Origin of the sequence: Streptomyces sp. NPDC029674 (assembly GCF_044903205.1) — a bacterium.
In the GTDB taxonomy this organism is placed as follows: Bacteria; Actinomycetota; Actinomycetes; order Streptomycetales; family Streptomycetaceae; genus Streptomyces.
The window spans coordinates 332,773-347,615 of the sequence record NZ_JBJDPY010000001.1; the positions used below are offsets into that span (position 1 = coordinate 332,773).

The 14,843-nt window shown below is 73.3% G+C and carries 13 protein-coding genes; 8 read left to right on the plus strand and 5 right to left on the minus strand.

Annotated features, from left to right (window positions below; translation table 11 throughout):
• Positions 1 to 65 precede the first annotated feature (65 nt).
• A complete protein-coding gene (locus ACI2L3_RS01460; protein ID WP_404750252.1) occupies positions 66 to 3,989 on the minus strand; it encodes a helix-turn-helix domain-containing protein in 3,924 nt (1,307 codons plus the stop codon).
• A 307-nt stretch (positions 3,990 to 4,296) separates the two neighbouring features.
• Here ACI2L3_RS01460 and ACI2L3_RS01465 point away from each other — a divergent pair, with 307 nt between their 5' ends.
• Genes ACI2L3_RS01465 through ACI2L3_RS01475 form a run of 3 tightly spaced genes read left to right on the plus strand, consistent with a single transcriptional unit; the run spans position 4,297 to position 6,128 of the window.
• Positions 4,297 to 4,866: an RICIN domain-containing protein gene (locus ACI2L3_RS01465; protein WP_404750253.1), complete on the plus strand. Its 570-nt coding sequence runs from the start codon at positions 4,297 to 4,299 to the stop codon at positions 4,864 to 4,866.
• A 22-nt stretch (positions 4,867 to 4,888) separates the two neighbouring features.
• The gene (locus ACI2L3_RS01470; RefSeq protein WP_404750254.1) at positions 4,889 to 5,440 is read left to right on the plus strand and encodes an RICIN domain-containing protein; all 552 of its coding nucleotides are present in this window, start codon (positions 4,889 to 4,891) and stop codon (positions 5,438 to 5,440) included.
• Between the two features lie 31 nt (positions 5,441 to 5,471).
• Positions 5,472 to 6,128, plus strand: coding sequence for a hypothetical protein (locus tag ACI2L3_RS01475; RefSeq protein WP_404750255.1), 657 nt, complete (start codon positions 5,472 to 5,474; stop codon positions 6,126 to 6,128).
• Here the strand turns inward: ACI2L3_RS01475 and ACI2L3_RS01480 are convergent.
• The gene (locus tag ACI2L3_RS01480) at positions 6,112 to 6,321 is read right to left on the minus strand and encodes a hypothetical protein (protein WP_404750256.1); all 210 of its coding nucleotides are present in this window, start codon (positions 6,319 to 6,321) and stop codon (positions 6,112 to 6,114) included. The genes ACI2L3_RS01475 and ACI2L3_RS01480 overlap by 17 nt on opposite strands.
• A 71-nt stretch (positions 6,322 to 6,392) precedes the next feature.
• Complete coding sequence (locus ACI2L3_RS01485; protein ID WP_404750257.1) at positions 6,393 to 7,724, minus strand: ferric reductase-like transmembrane domain-containing protein; 1,332 nt, start codon at positions 7,722 to 7,724, stop codon at positions 6,393 to 6,395.
• A gap of 283 nt (positions 7,725 to 8,007) precedes the next feature.
• Here ACI2L3_RS01485 and ACI2L3_RS01490 point away from each other — a divergent pair, with 283 nt between their 5' ends.
• From ACI2L3_RS01490 to ACI2L3_RS01510, 5 genes are all read left to right on the plus strand, one after another.
• Positions 8,008 to 9,249, plus strand: coding sequence for an NAD(P)/FAD-dependent oxidoreductase (locus ACI2L3_RS01490; RefSeq protein ID WP_404750258.1), 1,242 nt, complete (start codon positions 8,008 to 8,010; stop codon positions 9,247 to 9,249).
• 1 nt (position 9,250) lies between these two features.
• The gene (gene nirB / locus ACI2L3_RS01495) at positions 9,251 to 11,812 is read left to right on the plus strand and encodes a nitrite reductase large subunit NirB (RefSeq protein WP_404750259.1); all 2,562 of its coding nucleotides are present in this window, start codon (positions 9,251 to 9,253) and stop codon (positions 11,810 to 11,812) included.
• Positions 11,809 to 12,150 carry a nitrite reductase small subunit NirD gene (gene nirD, locus ACI2L3_RS01500; RefSeq protein ID WP_404750260.1) on the plus strand — a complete coding sequence of 114 codons (342 nt, stop codon included), beginning with the start codon at positions 11,809 to 11,811 and terminating at the stop codon, positions 12,148 to 12,150. Before nirB ends, nirD begins: the two co-directional genes overlap by 4 nt.
• A gap of 41 nt (positions 12,151 to 12,191) precedes the next feature.
• Positions 12,192 to 12,776, plus strand: coding sequence for a TetR/AcrR family transcriptional regulator (locus ACI2L3_RS01505; protein WP_404750261.1), 585 nt, complete (start codon positions 12,192 to 12,194; stop codon positions 12,774 to 12,776).
• An 89-nt stretch (positions 12,777 to 12,865) separates the two neighbouring features.
• Positions 12,866 to 13,645 carry an SDR family NAD(P)-dependent oxidoreductase gene (locus tag ACI2L3_RS01510; protein ID WP_404750262.1) on the plus strand — a complete coding sequence of 260 codons (780 nt, stop codon included), beginning with the start codon at positions 12,866 to 12,868 and terminating at the stop codon, positions 13,643 to 13,645.
• Positions 13,646 to 13,657: 12 nt separating this feature from the next.
• Here the strand turns inward: ACI2L3_RS01510 and ACI2L3_RS01515 are convergent, their stop codons facing one another.
• On the minus strand, positions 13,658 to 14,095 hold the full coding sequence (locus ACI2L3_RS01515; RefSeq protein ID WP_404750263.1) for a group III truncated hemoglobin: 438 nt from the start codon (positions 14,093 to 14,095) through the stop codon (positions 13,658 to 13,660).
• 61 nt (positions 14,096 to 14,156) lie between these two features.
• Positions 14,157 to 14,765: a hypothetical protein gene (locus tag ACI2L3_RS01520; protein WP_404750264.1), complete on the minus strand. Its 609-nt coding sequence runs from the start codon at positions 14,763 to 14,765 to the stop codon at positions 14,157 to 14,159.
• Positions 14,766 to 14,843: the final 78 nt, after the last annotated feature.

Sequence of the window (14,843 nt, forward strand, 5' to 3'; positions counted from 1 at the left end):
CGCGACCCTATGGACGCGGTCGTGCCGCCGTCCACGGAAATCGGTGTGACGCGGTGAGAGTTGAGCTACTTCTGAGGTCGGTGCTTCTGAGGTCGGTGCTTCTGAGGCCCGCACGTCTGCCGGTACGGCATATCCGGCAGGTACGTCTTCCAGTCCGCCTCGGTCAGGCCGCCCCCGGCGCGTGCGCAGCTCTGCTCGGCGAGCCGGTCCGGGGCCAGCGCGTACTTCTGCAGGGGCATGTGCGCGCTGGACGCGTACAGCGTGCCGCCGTCCGCGCTGAAGGAGAGGGCGCGCAGCGGGCCGCCCGGGGTGAGCAGGGCGGAGCCGAGGGGCCGGTTGGACGGGACGTCCCAGAGCTGGACGGTGCCGGAGGCTCCGCCGACCGCGAGGGTGCGGCCGTCGGCCGAGTAGGCGAGGGCGGCGATCCCGTCGTCGACGACGTCACCGCCCTCGTACGCGGTGAGGTGCGTACCGGACAGCTGGCCGAGCCGGTTGTCGACCGCTCCGTCCCAGAGCGCGACGCGCCCCGAGGCGTCGCCCACGGCCAGCCGGTCGCCGTCCGGGCTGAAGGCCAGCGCCGTGGCCAGGTCGTCGCCGAGCGAGCGCCGGCCGACCCGTCCGGAGGAGAGGTCGGCGACCACGCCGTCCGGAGCCACGGCGGTGTCCGCGTCCGGGCTCAGGACCGGCCGCTGCCCCTGCAACCCGAAACCTCCGCCCTCGGAGCCCATCTCCTGGCCGGGTGCGAGGTTGTCGCGGCGCAGCTTCTCGACGCGTCGGCCGGTGCGCACGTCCCACACGTCGACGGCGTCACCCGTGGCGGTCCGGAACGCCGCCATGACGCTGCCGTCGTGGCTGAGCGCGATGCTCTGGACCGCCTCCTCGTCGCCGCCCGGCAGATCGATGACGGCGTGCTCGCGCCCGGTCCTGACGTCCCGGACGGTGACCCGCTGCCGTGTCGCCGTGCCGCGCTTCGACGCGGACCAGCCCCGTCCGTGGGCGAAGAACCTGCCGTCCCCGCTGAACGCCATGAGATCGACGCAGAGCGCGAGGTCGTCCCTCGGCATGTCGTCCGACGACGGATCGTCCGACGACGGATCCTGCTCCATGCCGTGCTCCGGGCAGGGCTTCTCCCGCGGCTCGTGGCGGACGCGGCCGCTGCGGGTGTCCAGCAGCCGGTATCCCGCCCCCGGGCTCCCCGAGTACCGGAGGACAGCCAGGGTTCTGCCGTCCGGGGCCGGGTATGCCTCGTCGACCACGTGTTCCGTCCAGCGTGCCGTGGCCACAGGGCCCAGGTTCAGCGACCGGACCACCGTCGTGGGCGCGTTGAGGTAGCGCGCCACGCGGGTGTCCGGGTCGAGTTCGAACTCGGCGGTCCGGGTGGACGCCTCGGCGGGCAGCGGCTGCCGGAAGACCGGGTCGGCGGGGTCCGACAGCCGCCACAGCAGGAGTCCGCGGAGGCCGGTCGCCGCGAGGAACCGGCCGTCCGCGCTGAACCGGAGCCCGGTCAGGCCACGCTCGTCGATCTTCGGGAGCTCCTTGCCGGAGCGGAGGTCCACCCGGCGTATGCCGGACCCCGTCAGGAAGGCCAGGGTCCGGTTGTCCGGGCCGAAGGCCAATCCGGCCCTGTCCCCGTCACACCTGTGGCGGCTCACCCCGGCGGGCCGGGGCAGGGGGGACTTCCGCCGGCCGGTGACGTCCCTGATCTCCAGCGGCCGCCGGTCCGTGCACAGCGCCAGCCACCGGCCGTCCGCGCTGAGCGCGGTCCGCACGGTCTCGCCGGCCTTCAGCGGGACGCGCAGCAGGGCCCGGTCGGTCCGCAGGTCCCACACCTGCACGTCCCGCGGGCCGTCGCCCTCCACGGCGCCCCCGGGATCCACGACGAGGGTGCGCCCGCCGGGGCCGAACAGGGCGGTGTCCGCGGGCCCCGTGGGAAGTGTGTCCGTGACCCGCCCGGCCCGGACGTCCCACAGCACGACCCCGTCGTACGTCGCCACCGCGAGCCGACGGCCGTCCGGCCCGACCGCCACCGTGCCCGCGCCGTTCAGACGTCCCAGCCCCGGAGCCGCGTGCGTACGCCGATGGGTGCGCACGTCCCATGTCGTGATCCGGTCGGGCGCGACCGACACCAGGGTCCGGCCGCCGTCGACGAGATGCCGCCCGGTCGTCAGGTCGGTGTCCTGGGACGCGGTCTCGGCGCCCGGCACCGCGAACGTGTCCTCCTCCCGCTGCGTCACCGCGCCCAGCAGCGCCGACCGCGTCTCCGTCGTCTCCGCCAACCGCCACGCCGCCACGCTCAGCCGCATCGCGAGGACCGGATCGGAGTACCGCATGTTCTCCGCGACCGCCGCGATCCGCCGCGCCTCGGCCTCCGCGTGCCGCCGGTCGCTCGTGCGCCCCTGCTGCCAGGCGACGGCCCCGGCGACGAGGGACAGGACGACCAGGAGGCTGAGGGCGCCGATCAGCCCGTGCCGACGCCGCCTCTCACCGGTGCGGGCCGCACGGCTCGCGGCCAGGAAGCTTCGTTCCAGCGAGGTGAGGGCGGCCGCGCGTTCGGGCGCGGCGAACAGTTCGTCGGCCGTGTCGAGTCGGGCTCCCCGGTACACGGCCCCCTGGTCACACCCCAGGTCGTCCCACGTCCGGGCCGCCTCCGTCAACTGCCGGTGGGCCCGCAGCAGCTCACGGTCCTCCTCGACCCACTGCCGGAAGCGCGGCCACGAGGAGATCAGCGACTCGTGGGCGAGGTCGACCCTGTCGTCGTCCAGGGTGACCAGGCGGGCGGCGGCGAGGTCGGCCAGGACGCGGGCGACGCCGTCCGGGTCGCCGAGATCCAGTTCCGCGCGTTCGACGGGACGCCGGGTGTCCGGCGCCCCCTCCCCCGGGGTGATCAGGCGCAGCAGGATGCGCCGGACGAGCAGGCACCGGTCCGGGGACAGCCGCCCGTACAGCTCCTCGGCGGTCTGGGCGACGGCCGCGTGGATGCCGCCGGTCGCCTCGTAGGCCTCCAGGGTCAGCGTGCGGCCTCTGCGGCGGCGCCAGGTCTCCAGCAGAGCGTGTGAGAGCAGCGGCAGACCGCCCGGCTCCCCCGCCGCCTGCTCGGTCAGCCGGGCGGTCAGGGCGCGTTCCACGATCAGCCCGTGCGCCTGGGCCGGTTTGACGATCACCGCGCGCAGCGCGTCGGCGCCCATGGGTCCCACCGGCACCGTGGACTCCCGTACGGCTTCGGCCAGTTCGGGGTGGGCCAGGCAGTGGGCGTAGAAGTCGGCGCGCACGCCGAGGACGACGCGCAGCCGGCTGCCGGGCTCGGCGGCGGCCAGCAGGCGGGCGAGGAAGCCGGCCCGCTCGCCGGTGTCGCGGCAGAGCGTGAAGACCTCCTCGAACTGATCCACGACCAGCCAGGTGTCCCCCTCGCCCGGCGCCGGTACGCACACGGCGTCGTGGGTGCGCAGCGGGTGCTCGCCCGGGGTGAGGATCCGCACCGCCGCCGGCCGCCGCGCTCCGTCGAGGCCGCGCAGGCGGGGAACGAGCCCCGCCCGCAGCAGGGACGACTTGCCGCTGCCGGACGGCCCGAAGACCGCGACGACCCGGTGCTCCGTCACCGTGCGGACCAACGCGTCGGTCAGCTCGTCCCGGCCGAAGAAGAGTTCCGCGTCGCCCACGCCGAACCGGGCCAGGCCACGGTAGGGGGAAGGGACCGTGTCGTCCGCGACGAGGTCGGCCGCGCGGGCCTGTTCGGTGGCTGCCTCACGCCAGCGCCGCTCCCACTCCTCCGCGTCGCCGGCGCACGCCCGCACATAGGCCAGGGCCACCGGAAGTGAGGGCAGTTGCTCCCCCGCGGCCGCTCTCGACAGGGTGGAGACCGAGACCTCCACCTGCCGGGCCATCCGGCGATAGGTGATGCCGCCCGCTTCCTGCCGCAGCTTGCGCAACTCGAACGCGAACCGCTGGACCGGCCCCTGCCCCGGATCGAGTTCGGCCTCCGGACGCCCCATGCCGCTTCCTTCCCCCGTCTTCGCACCGCGTGATCAGCAGCGGCCGCACCGCGTGATCAGCAGCGGCGCCCCATCCCAACACGCACCCGCCGCCGTGACACACCTTCTCGAATAGCTTCTCGAATGCTTCTCGCCGACCCGGAGGCTGTGACCTGCTTTGTTTCACGCCCGGGACACGGCTGTGCAACAACCCCCGGCCCGCTGAACTCGGTACCGAACCGACCGAACGGCACGCCCCGGGGATCCGGAGTGCGTGCCGCCGTGGGCACGAGCCGTGCCCGTGAGGCGAAGGAGAGACATGCGGTACATGAGCAGGTACGCGGTGATGGGTGTCATTGCGGCAGCCCTGGGGGCGGCCACGCTCATCGGGCCGGCGAGCCCGACCATGGCGAGTGCCCGGTCCGGCGACGGATCGGACCGGACGGCCGCGGGAGCTGAGCAGACGGCGCGCGACGGGGTGTGGTACTTCAAGGCCAAGCACAGCGGAAAGTGCCTCACCGTTCACGGGGCCAGCACCGGCAGGGGCGCCGCGGTCGACCAGTACACGTGCCTGAACCGGGCGAACCAGCGCTGGCGGGTGATGTACACCGACCAGTGGGGCATCGCGTACGTCATCAACGAGCACAGCGGCAAGTGCCTGGACGTACAGGGCGGCAGCAAGGCAAGCGGCGCCAAGATCATCCAGTGGGACTGCAACAGCCGGAACAACCAGCGGTTCCACGTCAGGAACCTCTCGGGCCACGTGGCCCTGAAGCCCAAGCACATCGCGACCAAGTGCCTGGACGTCCCCGGCGCCTCGCAGGCCAACAACAAGCAGCTGGTGCTCTGGAAGTGCAAGAACGTCGGCAACCAGCAGTTCAAGATGGTCCGTGCCTGAGACCCCGGGGAGAGACGACACCATGATGAAGACCAAGGCACTTCTCGGAGTCACGCTGGCCGGGGCCGGCCTGCTGAGCATGACGTCACCCGCCGTCTCGGCCGCAGAGGCTCCGGTGCGTACGTCCGCCACATCCGCCACATCCTCTGCGGCGGCCGCACGGGGGATCACCGGTGTCCACTACATCCAGCCGGCCCACGCACCGGGCAAGTGCGTCACCGCGCACGCCTGGGACACCTCCACCCGGGCGAAGATCAACCAGTGGACGTGTCAGGGCCAGCGCAACCAGCGCTGGAACTTCATGGAGAACTCGGTACGGCACTGGATCAAATCCGAGTCCAGCAACAAGTGCCTCGACGGCGCGGACATGAGCAAGGGCGTCAAGGTCCTGCAGTGGCGCTGCAAGAGCAGCCTGAACCAGGCCTGGAGCGTCATCCCGCGCGGCGGCAACACCTTCTCCATCCAGGTGGGCACCCAGTGCCTGGACGTGGAGGGCGGCAGCAGGAGCAACGGCGCCCGGCTCATCCTGTGGAAGTGCAAGAACGTCAAGAACCAGCGCTTCCACCTGCGTTGATGTACGACCTACCAACACGGGGGATCTTCACATGCGCGTCACCCGCAACACCATGAAGACGTACGCCCTGGCAGTGGCCGTCGCGGCGGCCCTGACCACCACGGCCTGCGAGCCGGGCGAGGCCGACGGGAAAGCCGACGGCAGGACGACGAGCCCGTCCGCGAGCGCCCCGGAGCGGCCGGGCGGCTCCGACACCGGTGGTACGGCCACCGGTGGTTCGGCCACCGAGGACGGCACGTACGAGTATGCGGACCGGCAGACCCCGCCCAAGGGGTCGATCTGCGACAACGGCGGGCAGGGTCCGTACGGGGTGATCAAGTCCGTCGACTTCGGCGGCGAGGCCCCCAATACGACGATGGGGCTCGTCCTCGGCCAGTACGAGTGCGGCGCGGAGGGCCCCGTCTTCAAACCGACCAGCGCCACCGGGGCCGCGACGAACGTGCTCCTCGACGACAGTCACCTCGAGGTGGTCGTGGGCGGCACGCTCGCGAGCGAGCTGGGCACCAGGACGCCGGACGCCGACACGTTCGTCGAGCAGCTCGCGGAGATGCAGGACAGCGGCGAGCTCGACGGCCCCAAGGCCCCCGAGTTCTACTTCCGGATCGACGGCGAGTCCGACGACGTGAACGCGATGCCGGACGACGAGTCCCACGTCATCTACCTGTATCAGATCATCGACGGCGACTGAGAGAGCCGAGGGTCTCGCCGACGGATGCGTCAGCGGCGGGACGGTCGGGGGCCGGGGGCGCCGACGGGTCGACGGTGAGAGTGAGGACCGTGGCGACGAGCGCACTCGCCCCGGCCAGGCCCGCGGCGAGCCTGCGGCGGGCCTGGCGGGTGGGGCCCGGGGCGGAGGCGACGGGTCTGCGGTGGCGTCCCATGACCAGCTTTCTTGTGAGTTGGGGAGGTTCGTGAGTTCGTGAGCGGGGCGGTGTGGCGGTTCGGCACTCGGTCAGAACGTGAAGCACTCCGCGTGAATGCGGTCCTCCGGGACTCCCGCGCGTACGAGGGCGGTCGTCGCCGCGGCGGACATGCCCGGCGGCCCGCACAGGTAGACGTCGTGGTCGGCGAGGTCGGGGACGAGGTTGCGCAGGGACTGGGGGGCGAGGGGGTCGAACGCGGCGCCGGAGGGGCCGAGCAGGTAGTGCAGGCCGGCCTGCCGGCTCGCCGCGATGGCCTCCAGTTCGTCCCGCAGGACGAGCTGTTCGGCGCTGCTCGCCCGGTAGAGCAGGGTGAGGTCGCCGGGGCCGCCCGGCAGCGTCTCGAACAGGGCCCGCATCGGCGTGATGCCGACGCCGCCCGCCAGCAGCAGCACCTTGCGGCGCGTGCGCCGGTGCGCGGTGAGCGCGCCGAAGGGGCCGGTGGCCAGGACGCGCGTGCCGGGCCGCAGCCGCCGTATCCGGCGGGTGTGGTCGCCGGCCGCCTTGACGGTGATGCGCAGCGTGTCGTCGCGGACGGGTGCGGAGAGCGAGAAGGGCAGCGCGGTGTGCCAGAGCCCGCGCCGCAGGAAACGCCACCGGAAGAACTGCCCCGGTTCGGCGCGCAGCCGGTCGACGCCGATGCCCTGTACGACCACGGAGACGACGCCGGGTCCCTCACCGCGTACGTCGATGACGCGCAGGCTGTGCCGCAGCGCCTGCCGTACGGGCACGACGAGGCGGTACCAGACGAGGAGGACGGCGACGCCGGCGTGCGCCAGCGACCAGAGCCACAGGGTGACGACGCTGCCCGCGACGTCCGGCCCGGCGAGCTGGTGGACGAAGGCGAGGGCGGCGCCGAGGTAGGTGAGCAGGTGGACGGCGCGCCAGGTCTCGTGCGGGACGCGGTGGCGCACGGCGCGTGCGGAGGTGACGCCGACGGCGGCGAGCAGGGCGGTGCCCGCGGTGGCGGCGGCGAGGCCCGGGTAGCCGAGCAGGTCGAGGGTGGTGCGGAGCAGGTCGGTGCCGGTGTGGACGGCGTAGCCGCAGAGGGCGAGGAGGGCGTGGGCCGCGCAGAGGCTCAGTACGTACCGCCCGCCGGCCGCGTGGCGCCGCGCGAGCCGGTCGGCGCCGACGCCGTGCTCGACGGCGGGGACGCGGGCCATCAGGAACAGCATGACGAGGACCCCGTACCCGGCGAGCAGCCCGGTCAGGTGCGCCCCGGTGGCGAACAGCACGTCGAGCCGCGCGGACGGCTCCAGCTGTACGGCCCACAGCGCGCCGACGGCGACGCCGCCGCCGGTGATGCCGGTGCGGAGGGCTCGGGGGGCGATACGGAGAGGGGGTGCGGCTGCCTCGGGGGTCACGGCGGCACACTAGGCGCCGACGAGCACGGGAAACGGCTGGTCAGCGGCGTATCCGAGATCCTTAAGGCGCTCTTGAGGATCACCTCAAGGGCGGTTAAGCAAGGGGCTCCTGCGGGACGGATGCGGCGCGGGGCAAACGGGCGGGTGGGTGGGAGGAATCCGCCGCGAAGCGGCAGGCCGGGACGACCCCTCACACACGCCGGAGGCTGCCGCTGAGCACACCGTTCCCCCCGGGAAACAACCCGGCCCCGGCCGGGTAACACCCGCCCCGCACGCTCGGCACATGACCTCATCAGCACAACCGCCAGCCACCGCCGTCGTGGTGATCGGCGCGGGCCTGGCCGGCACCCGCGTGGCGCAGCGCCTCGGCGCCGGCACCGTGCTGATCGGCGAGGAGGAGCACGCCCCGTACAACCGCGTGCTGCTCGCCGAGGTCCTCGCGGGCCGGTACGGGCCGGACGTGATCACCCTGCCGAGCCCGCCGGGCCCCGTGCTCCGCACTCGCGTGGTCCGCGTGGACCGCGCCGAGCGGCGGGTGCACTGCGCTGACGGCAGCGTCGTCCCGTACGGCACGCTCGTCCTCGCGACGGGCTCCAACCCGGTCCTGCCGCCGCTGCGCGGACTGTTCGCGCCGGGCGCCCGGGAACTGCCGGGCGGCGTGCACGCCTTCCGGACCATGGACGACTGCCTCGCCCTGTCCGGGGCCGTGACGCCCGGGGTCCGCGTCGTCGTCATCGGCGGCGGCCTGCTCGGCGTCTCGGCGGCCCGGGCGCTCGCCGTGCGCGGCGCCCAGGTCGTCCTGACCCAGCAGGCCGAGCGGCTCATGGAGCGCCACCTCGACCCGGCCTCGTCGGAGCTGGTGCGCCGGCACCTCACGGAGCTCGGCGTGGAGGTGCACACCGAGTGCCGGGTGCGCGGGGTCGGCGTCACCGAAGGCGCCGTACGCCGCGTGGAGCTCGCCGACGGGTTCCTGCTGGACACCGAGCTGACCGTCCTCGCCTGCGGTGTGCGTCCCCGCACGGGTCTGGCGCAGGCCGCCGGTCTCGACGTGCGCCGCGGGATCGTCGTGGACGACCTGCTGCGGACGTCCGACCCGCACATCCGGGCGGTCGGCGACTGCGCGGAGCACGCGGGGCGGGTGTACGGCCTGGCGACGCCCGCCGTGGAGCAGGCCGACGCGCTCGCCGCGGCGCTGGCCCGCGAACCGGCCGGCCGGGACGCCGCCCGCCCCTACACCGGCACCCGCACCCTCACCCGCCTCACTCTGCCGGGCCCGGGCCCGCTGGACCTCGCGGCCTTCGGCGACCCGGAGCCGCGCCCCGACGACGACGTCATCCAGCTGGCCGACGCCACCCGCGGCACGTACCGCAAGGTCGTCGTCCGTGGCGGCCGCCTCGTCGGCGGTGTGCTGCTCGGCGAGCTCGCGGCCGTGGGTGCGCTGGCCCGTGCCTGGGAGGCCGACGACCCGCTGCCCGACGACGACAGCCCCCTGCTCCACCTGCTCACTTCTGACGGAGGCCGCTGAGATGCCCACGCCCGCACAGACCCCGCACCCCCGCCCCACCCTCGTACTCGTCGGGCACGGCATGGTCGGCCAGCGCTTCCTCGAAGCCGCCGCCGAGCAGGGCCTCACGGCGTCCCACCGGATCGTCGTCCTGTGCGAGGAGCCGCGCCCCGCCTACGACCGGGTGCAGCTCACCTCGTACTTCTCGGGCCGCACGCCCGACGAACTCTCCATGACCGACCGGGAGTTCCTCGACGAGCACGGCATCGAGCTGTACGTCGGCGACGCGGCGGAGAGCTTCGACCGCGAGGCCAGGACGGTCACCGCGCGCTCGGGCGCCGTCTTCGCGTACGACACCCTCGTGCTCGCGACCGGCTCCTACCCCTTCGTGCCGCCGGTGCCCGGCAAGGACGCGACGGGCTGTTTCGTCTACCGCACCATCGAGGACCTGCTCGCCATCGAGGAGTACGCGAAGCGACGCGCCACCACCGGCGCGGTCGTCGGCGGCGGGCTGCTCGGCCTGGAGGCGGCGGGCGCCCTGAAGGGCCTCGGACTGGCCACGCACGTCGTGGAGTTCGCGCCGCGGCTGATGCCGGTGCAGGTCGACGAGGGCGGTGGCGCCGCGCTCCTGCGGACCATCACCGGCATGGGTCTGACCGTGCACACCGGCACCGGCACGCAGGAGATCCTGACGGGCGAGGACGGCGCCGTGACCGGCATGAAGCTGTCCGACGGCAGCGAGGTCGCCACGGATCTGGTGGTGTTCTCCGCGGGCGTCCGGCCGCGCGACCAGCTCGCCCGCGAGCACGGTCTGACGGTCGGCGAGCGCGGCGGCATCACGGTCGACGAGCAGTGCCGCACCAGCGACCCGCACGTGTACGCCATCGGCGAGTGCGCGCTCGCGGCCGACGGCCGCGTGTACGGCCTCGTCGCGCCCGGCTACGAGATGGCGCAGACGGCGGCCGCCGCCATCGCCTCCCAGGAGGCGAGCTTCACCGGCGCCGACCTGTCGACCAAGCTGAAGCTGCTCGGTGTCGACGTGGCGTCGTTCGGCGACGCGCACGGCACGGCGGAGGGCTGCCTCGACGTCGTCTACACGGACTCGCGCTCGGGGACGTACAAGAAGCTGGTGATGGCGCCCGGCGGCGAGCTGCTCGGCGGCATCCTGGTCGGTGACGCGGACGCGTACGGGCTGCTGCGGCCGCTCACCGGGTCCGTACCGCCGGTGCCCGCCGAGCAGTTGGTGCTGCCCGCGGGCGCGGGCGCCCCCGTCCAGCTCGGCCCGGAGGCGCTGCCCGGCTCGGCGGTGATCTGCAACTGCCACAACGTCACCAAGGACCAGATCTGTGCCTGCTCCTCGCTGCCCGAGGTGAAGAAGTGCACCAAGGCCGGTACGGGCTGCGGCAGTTGCCTGAAGGTGATCGGGCAGCTCCTGCCGAAGAGCGGTGACGGCGGACTGTGCGGCTGCTTCGGGCAGACCCGCCAGGAGCTGTACGAGATCATCCACGCCCTGCGCATCACCTCCTTCCGCGAACTCCTCGACGCCCACGGCCGCGAAGAGGCGCGCGGCGGCGAGGGCTGCGACGAGTGCAAGCCGGCGGTCGGCTCGATCATCGCGTCGCTGGCCCCGACGATCGGCGCCGGCGGCTACGTCCTCGACGGCGAGCAGGCCGCGCTCCAGGACACCAACGACCACTTCCTCGCCAACCTCCAGAAGAACGGCTCCTATTCGGTGGTGCCCCGCATCCCCGGCGGCGAGATCACCCCCGAGAAGCTGATCGTCATCGGCGAGGTGGCCCGGGACTTCGGCCTCTATACGAAGATCACCGGTGGCCAGCGCATCGATATGTTCGGCGCGCGCGTCGAGCAACTTCCTGTCATCTGGGCGCGCTTGGTGGACGCCGGCTTCGAGTCGGGCCACGCCTACGGCAAGGCGCTGCGCACCGTGAAGTCCTGCGTCGGACAGACCTGGTGCCGGTACGGCGTGCAGGACTCCGTCCGCATGGCCATCGACCTCGAACTGCGCTACCGCGGCCTGCGCGCCCCGCACAAGCTGAAGTCGGCGGTCTCCGGCTGCGCCCGCGAGTGCGCCGAGGCCCAGTCCAAGGACTTCGGCGTGATCGCCACGGCGAGCGGCTGGAACCTGTACGTCGGCGGCAACGGCGGCGCCACCCCGCGCCACGCGGACCTGCTCGCCCAGGACCTGAGCGACGCCGAACTGGTGCGCCTCATCGACCGGTTCCTGATGTTCTACATCCGCACCGCCGACCGCCTGGAGCGCACCGCCGCCTGGCTGGACCGGATCGACGGCGGCCTCGACCACGTGCGCGACGTCGTCGTCCACGACTCGCTGGGCATCTGCGACGAGCTGGAGTCGCTGATGGCCGCCCACGTCACGCACTACCGCGACGAGTGGGCCGAGACCCTCGACGACCCGGAGCGGCTCGCGCGCTTCGTGTCCTTCGTGAACGCGCCGGGCGTGCCGGACCCCACGGTCGGCTTCGTCCCTGAGCGCGACCAGATCAAGCCGGACCTCCCCCTGCTGTCCATCAGCCCCCGCCCCCTGGAAGGAGCCTCACGATGAGCGACTCGACCCCCGCGCGCGTGCAACTGCGCCTGGAAGACGCCTGGTTGCCGGTCTGCGACCGTACGCAGCTGATGCCGGGCCGGGGCCTCGCCGCCCTGCTGCCGGACGGGCGCCAGGCGGCGCTCTTCCTCGACCGCGAGGGCCGTACGTACGCGATCGACAACCGCGACCCGTTCACGGGCGCCGCGGTGCTCTCGCGGGGGCTGCTCGGGACGGAGCGGGGGCGGCCGTTCGTCGCCTCGCCGCTCCTGAAGCAGCGGTTCGACCTGGAGACGGGGCGGTGCCTGGACGACGAGGAGGTGTCGGTCGAGGTGCACCCCGTTCGGGTCGCTTAACCTCTTGACCGGTCGTTCCAGAAAGACATAACGTTCCCCTCGTGGCCAGGACCAAGGAATTCGATCCGGACGCCGCGCTGCAGTCGGCCCTGGAGCTGTTCTGGCGGCGTGGCTACGAGGCGACGTCGATGGCGGACCTCGTCGAGGCGCTCGGCATCGGGCGCGCCAGCATCTACGCGACCTTCGGGAACAAGCACGACCTGTACCTGAAGGCACTGGAGCGGTACGGCGAGATCCAGCAGCCGCTGCTGCTCGGCGAGCTGGCGCAGCCGGGCCCCGCCCTGCCCGCCGTGCGCGGCGTGGTGCGCCGCTTCGGCGCCGAGTCCGTGGCCGAGGACGGCCGCCTGACCGGGTGTTTCATCACCAACACGGCGGCCGAGCTGGCCCCGCACGACCCGGCGGCCGCCCGCTGCGTCGAGCGCAGCTGGGACCACATCGAGACCCTGCTGCACTCCGCGCTCGTCCGCGCGCAGGCGCAGGGCGAGCTGCCGGAGGACCGCGATCCGCTGACCCTCGCCCGCATGCTGCTCGTCCTGATGCAGGGCGTACGGGTGGTCGGCAAGGCGACGAAGGATCCCGCGCGGGTGCGGGACGCGGTGGAGCAGGCACTGTCCCTGCTCGACTGAGGGCCGGCCACCCCCTCTTTTTCATGTACGCCGCGTCCCTTTTTGTTCTGCCCTCATATTGAACCGATCGGTCAAGAAAAGAGTCTGTCATGACTGCTACCGCCACCCGCTCCCGCTTCGCCGGCCGCACCGCGCTCGTCACCGGCGGCGGCTCCGGACTCGGCAGGGCGACGGCCCTCGCGTTCGCCGCCGAGGGCGCCGACGTCGTCGTCGCCGGGCGCTCCGAGGGCCCGCTGAAGGAGACCGTCCGCCTCATCGAGGCCGCGGGCGGCACCGCCCTCGCCGTCACCGCCGACGTCTCCCGCTCCGCCGACCTCGCCGCGCTCGTCGCCGCCACCGTCGACCGCTTCGGCTCCCTGGACGTCGCCGTGAACAACGCGGGCGTCCTGCGCGCGGGACAGCCCGTCGCCGAGCTGCCCGAGGAGGACTGGCGCACGATGCTCGACATCAACGTCACCGGCGTACTGCTCGCCCTCCAGGTCGAGGTGAAGCAGATGCGCACGCAGCCCGGCGGCGGCGCCATCGTGAACATCGGCTCCACCCTCGGCGCGCACACCAGCGCGCCGGGCACGGCCGCCTACGGAGCGACCAAGGCCGCCGTCTCCGCCCTGAGCCGCGCGGCCGCCGCAGAGCACATCCGGGACGGCGTCCGCATCAACACCGTCAGCCCGGGCGCCTCCGAGACCTCCATGTCGCTCCAGCCGGGCGAGACCGAGGCCGGCCGGGCGGCCCGCATGAAGGAGTCGACGCCGCTGGGCCGCGTGTCGACGACCGAGGAGGTCGCCGCGGCCGTCCTCTACCTGGCGTCCGACGAGTCCGGCTCGGTGGTCGGCGCGGACCTGGTGATCGACGGCGGCGCCTCGGCGTGAGCAGCGTAGGTTTCACGCCGCTCTGCGCAGCTCCAGCGTCGCCAGCGGGATGAAGCCGGGTCCGTCACCGGCGATCGACGCGTCCTTGCCGCCGAGGCGCCGCAGCATGGCGAGCGCGATCCGCTCCCCCTGCGCCTTCGCGCGGTCGGCGACCGGACCCCGGTGCAGTCCGTCGACGGAGGCGTGCCACAGCTGGACCCAGCGGCCGAAGTGCTCGGCGGTGAGCGGGCGCGCGGTGTGCAGCGCGGCGTGCGGGCCGAACGCGTCGCGCCGGTACTCGGCGGCGCGGAAGAGCGCCCGCTCCCAGAAGTCGGTGATCCGCGGAAGGTGCGCGTCGAGGTCGGTGCCGGCGATCTCCGTGAAGAAGGGGCCGATCAGCGGGTCGGCGAAAGCCGCCGTGTAGAAGCGGCGGAGGAGCACGTCCAGGTCGGCGCGCGATGCGATGTCCACACCCACGACTGTGCCACGGGGGGTGGGTGGGATGTCCAGCGCCGAAGGTTCCCGCAGGGCCTCAGCTCAGGTCCGACGCCTCGAACACCGCCTTCGCCGCCGCGCCGTCCGCGCGCTCGGTGAGCCGCCGCAGCTCGGCGCAGCCCGTCCTGAGCAGCCCGGCGTCGCGCGCGGCGCGGGCGCCGGTGTCGAGGCGGTGCAGGAGCAGCGGGTTGTCGACGAGGATCCGCGGGTCGAGCTCGACGCGGTTGCCGAGCGAGTCGCACAGGACGAGGCGGGCGGCGACGCCCTCGCTGTGCCGTACGGCGGTGAGCAGGTTGGTGCAGACGTGCTTGCGGCGTCCGAGGCCCCGTACCGCAAGCCAGCCGGGGCCCGCGGTCACCCGTACGGGATGCAGCACCAGGTAGAGCAGTGCGGAGAGCGGGGCCCACAGGCAGGCGCGGACGACGTCGAGCGTGCCGTTGGCCCAGTCGATGAGGAGGACGAGCCCGAAGAGCCCGACCGCGCAGAGGACGGCGCTGCGCACCTCGGCCGCCCAGCCCCGGTCCGCCACGGTCGCGTACGGGGTCCCCGGCCCGTAGGGCTCCCCCGTCGCGCCATGCGCACCCGCCGCCCCGTCCCGCGTCCCGGCCGGCCGCGCGACGCCCCGTCTCGTCCTGTTGTGTCCCATGTTCGGCACGGTACGACGGTACGCCGGCCCGCGTCGTCGCCGTTGACGTGCCGCATACACGCGACGGCCCCGCCTTGA

Excerpts from the sequence above, each read along its gene's own strand:
- ACI2L3_RS01470 (WP_404750254.1), top strand. The coding sequence starts at position 4,889 with ATGATGAAGACCAAGGCACTTCTCGGAGTCACGCTGGCCGGGGCCGGC.
- ACI2L3_RS01520 (WP_404750264.1), bottom strand. The coding sequence starts at position 14,765 with ATGGGACACAACAGGACGAGACGGGGCGTCGCGCGGCCGGCCGGGACG.
- ACI2L3_RS01460 (WP_404750252.1), bottom strand. The coding sequence starts at position 3,989 with ATGGGGCGTCCGGAGGCCGAACTCGATCCGGGGCAGGGGCCGGTCCAG.
- nirD (WP_404750260.1), top strand. The coding sequence starts at position 11,809 with ATGAGCGACTCGACCCCCGCGCGCGTGCAACTGCGCCTGGAAGACGCC.
- ACI2L3_RS01480 (WP_404750256.1), bottom strand. The coding sequence starts at position 6,321 with ATGGGACGCCACCGCAGACCCGTCGCCTCCGCCCCGGGCCCCACCCGC.
- ACI2L3_RS01490 (WP_404750258.1), top strand. The coding sequence starts at position 8,008 with ATGACCTCATCAGCACAACCGCCAGCCACCGCCGTCGTGGTGATCGGC.
- ACI2L3_RS01475 (WP_404750255.1), top strand. The coding sequence starts at position 5,472 with ATGCGCGTCACCCGCAACACCATGAAGACGTACGCCCTGGCAGTGGCC.
- nirB (WP_404750259.1), top strand. The coding sequence starts at position 9,251 with ATGCCCACGCCCGCACAGACCCCGCACCCCCGCCCCACCCTCGTACTC.
- ACI2L3_RS01465 (WP_404750253.1), top strand. The coding sequence starts at position 4,297 with ATGAGCAGGTACGCGGTGATGGGTGTCATTGCGGCAGCCCTGGGGGCG.
- ACI2L3_RS01510 (WP_404750262.1), top strand. The coding sequence starts at position 12,866 with ATGACTGCTACCGCCACCCGCTCCCGCTTCGCCGGCCGCACCGCGCTC.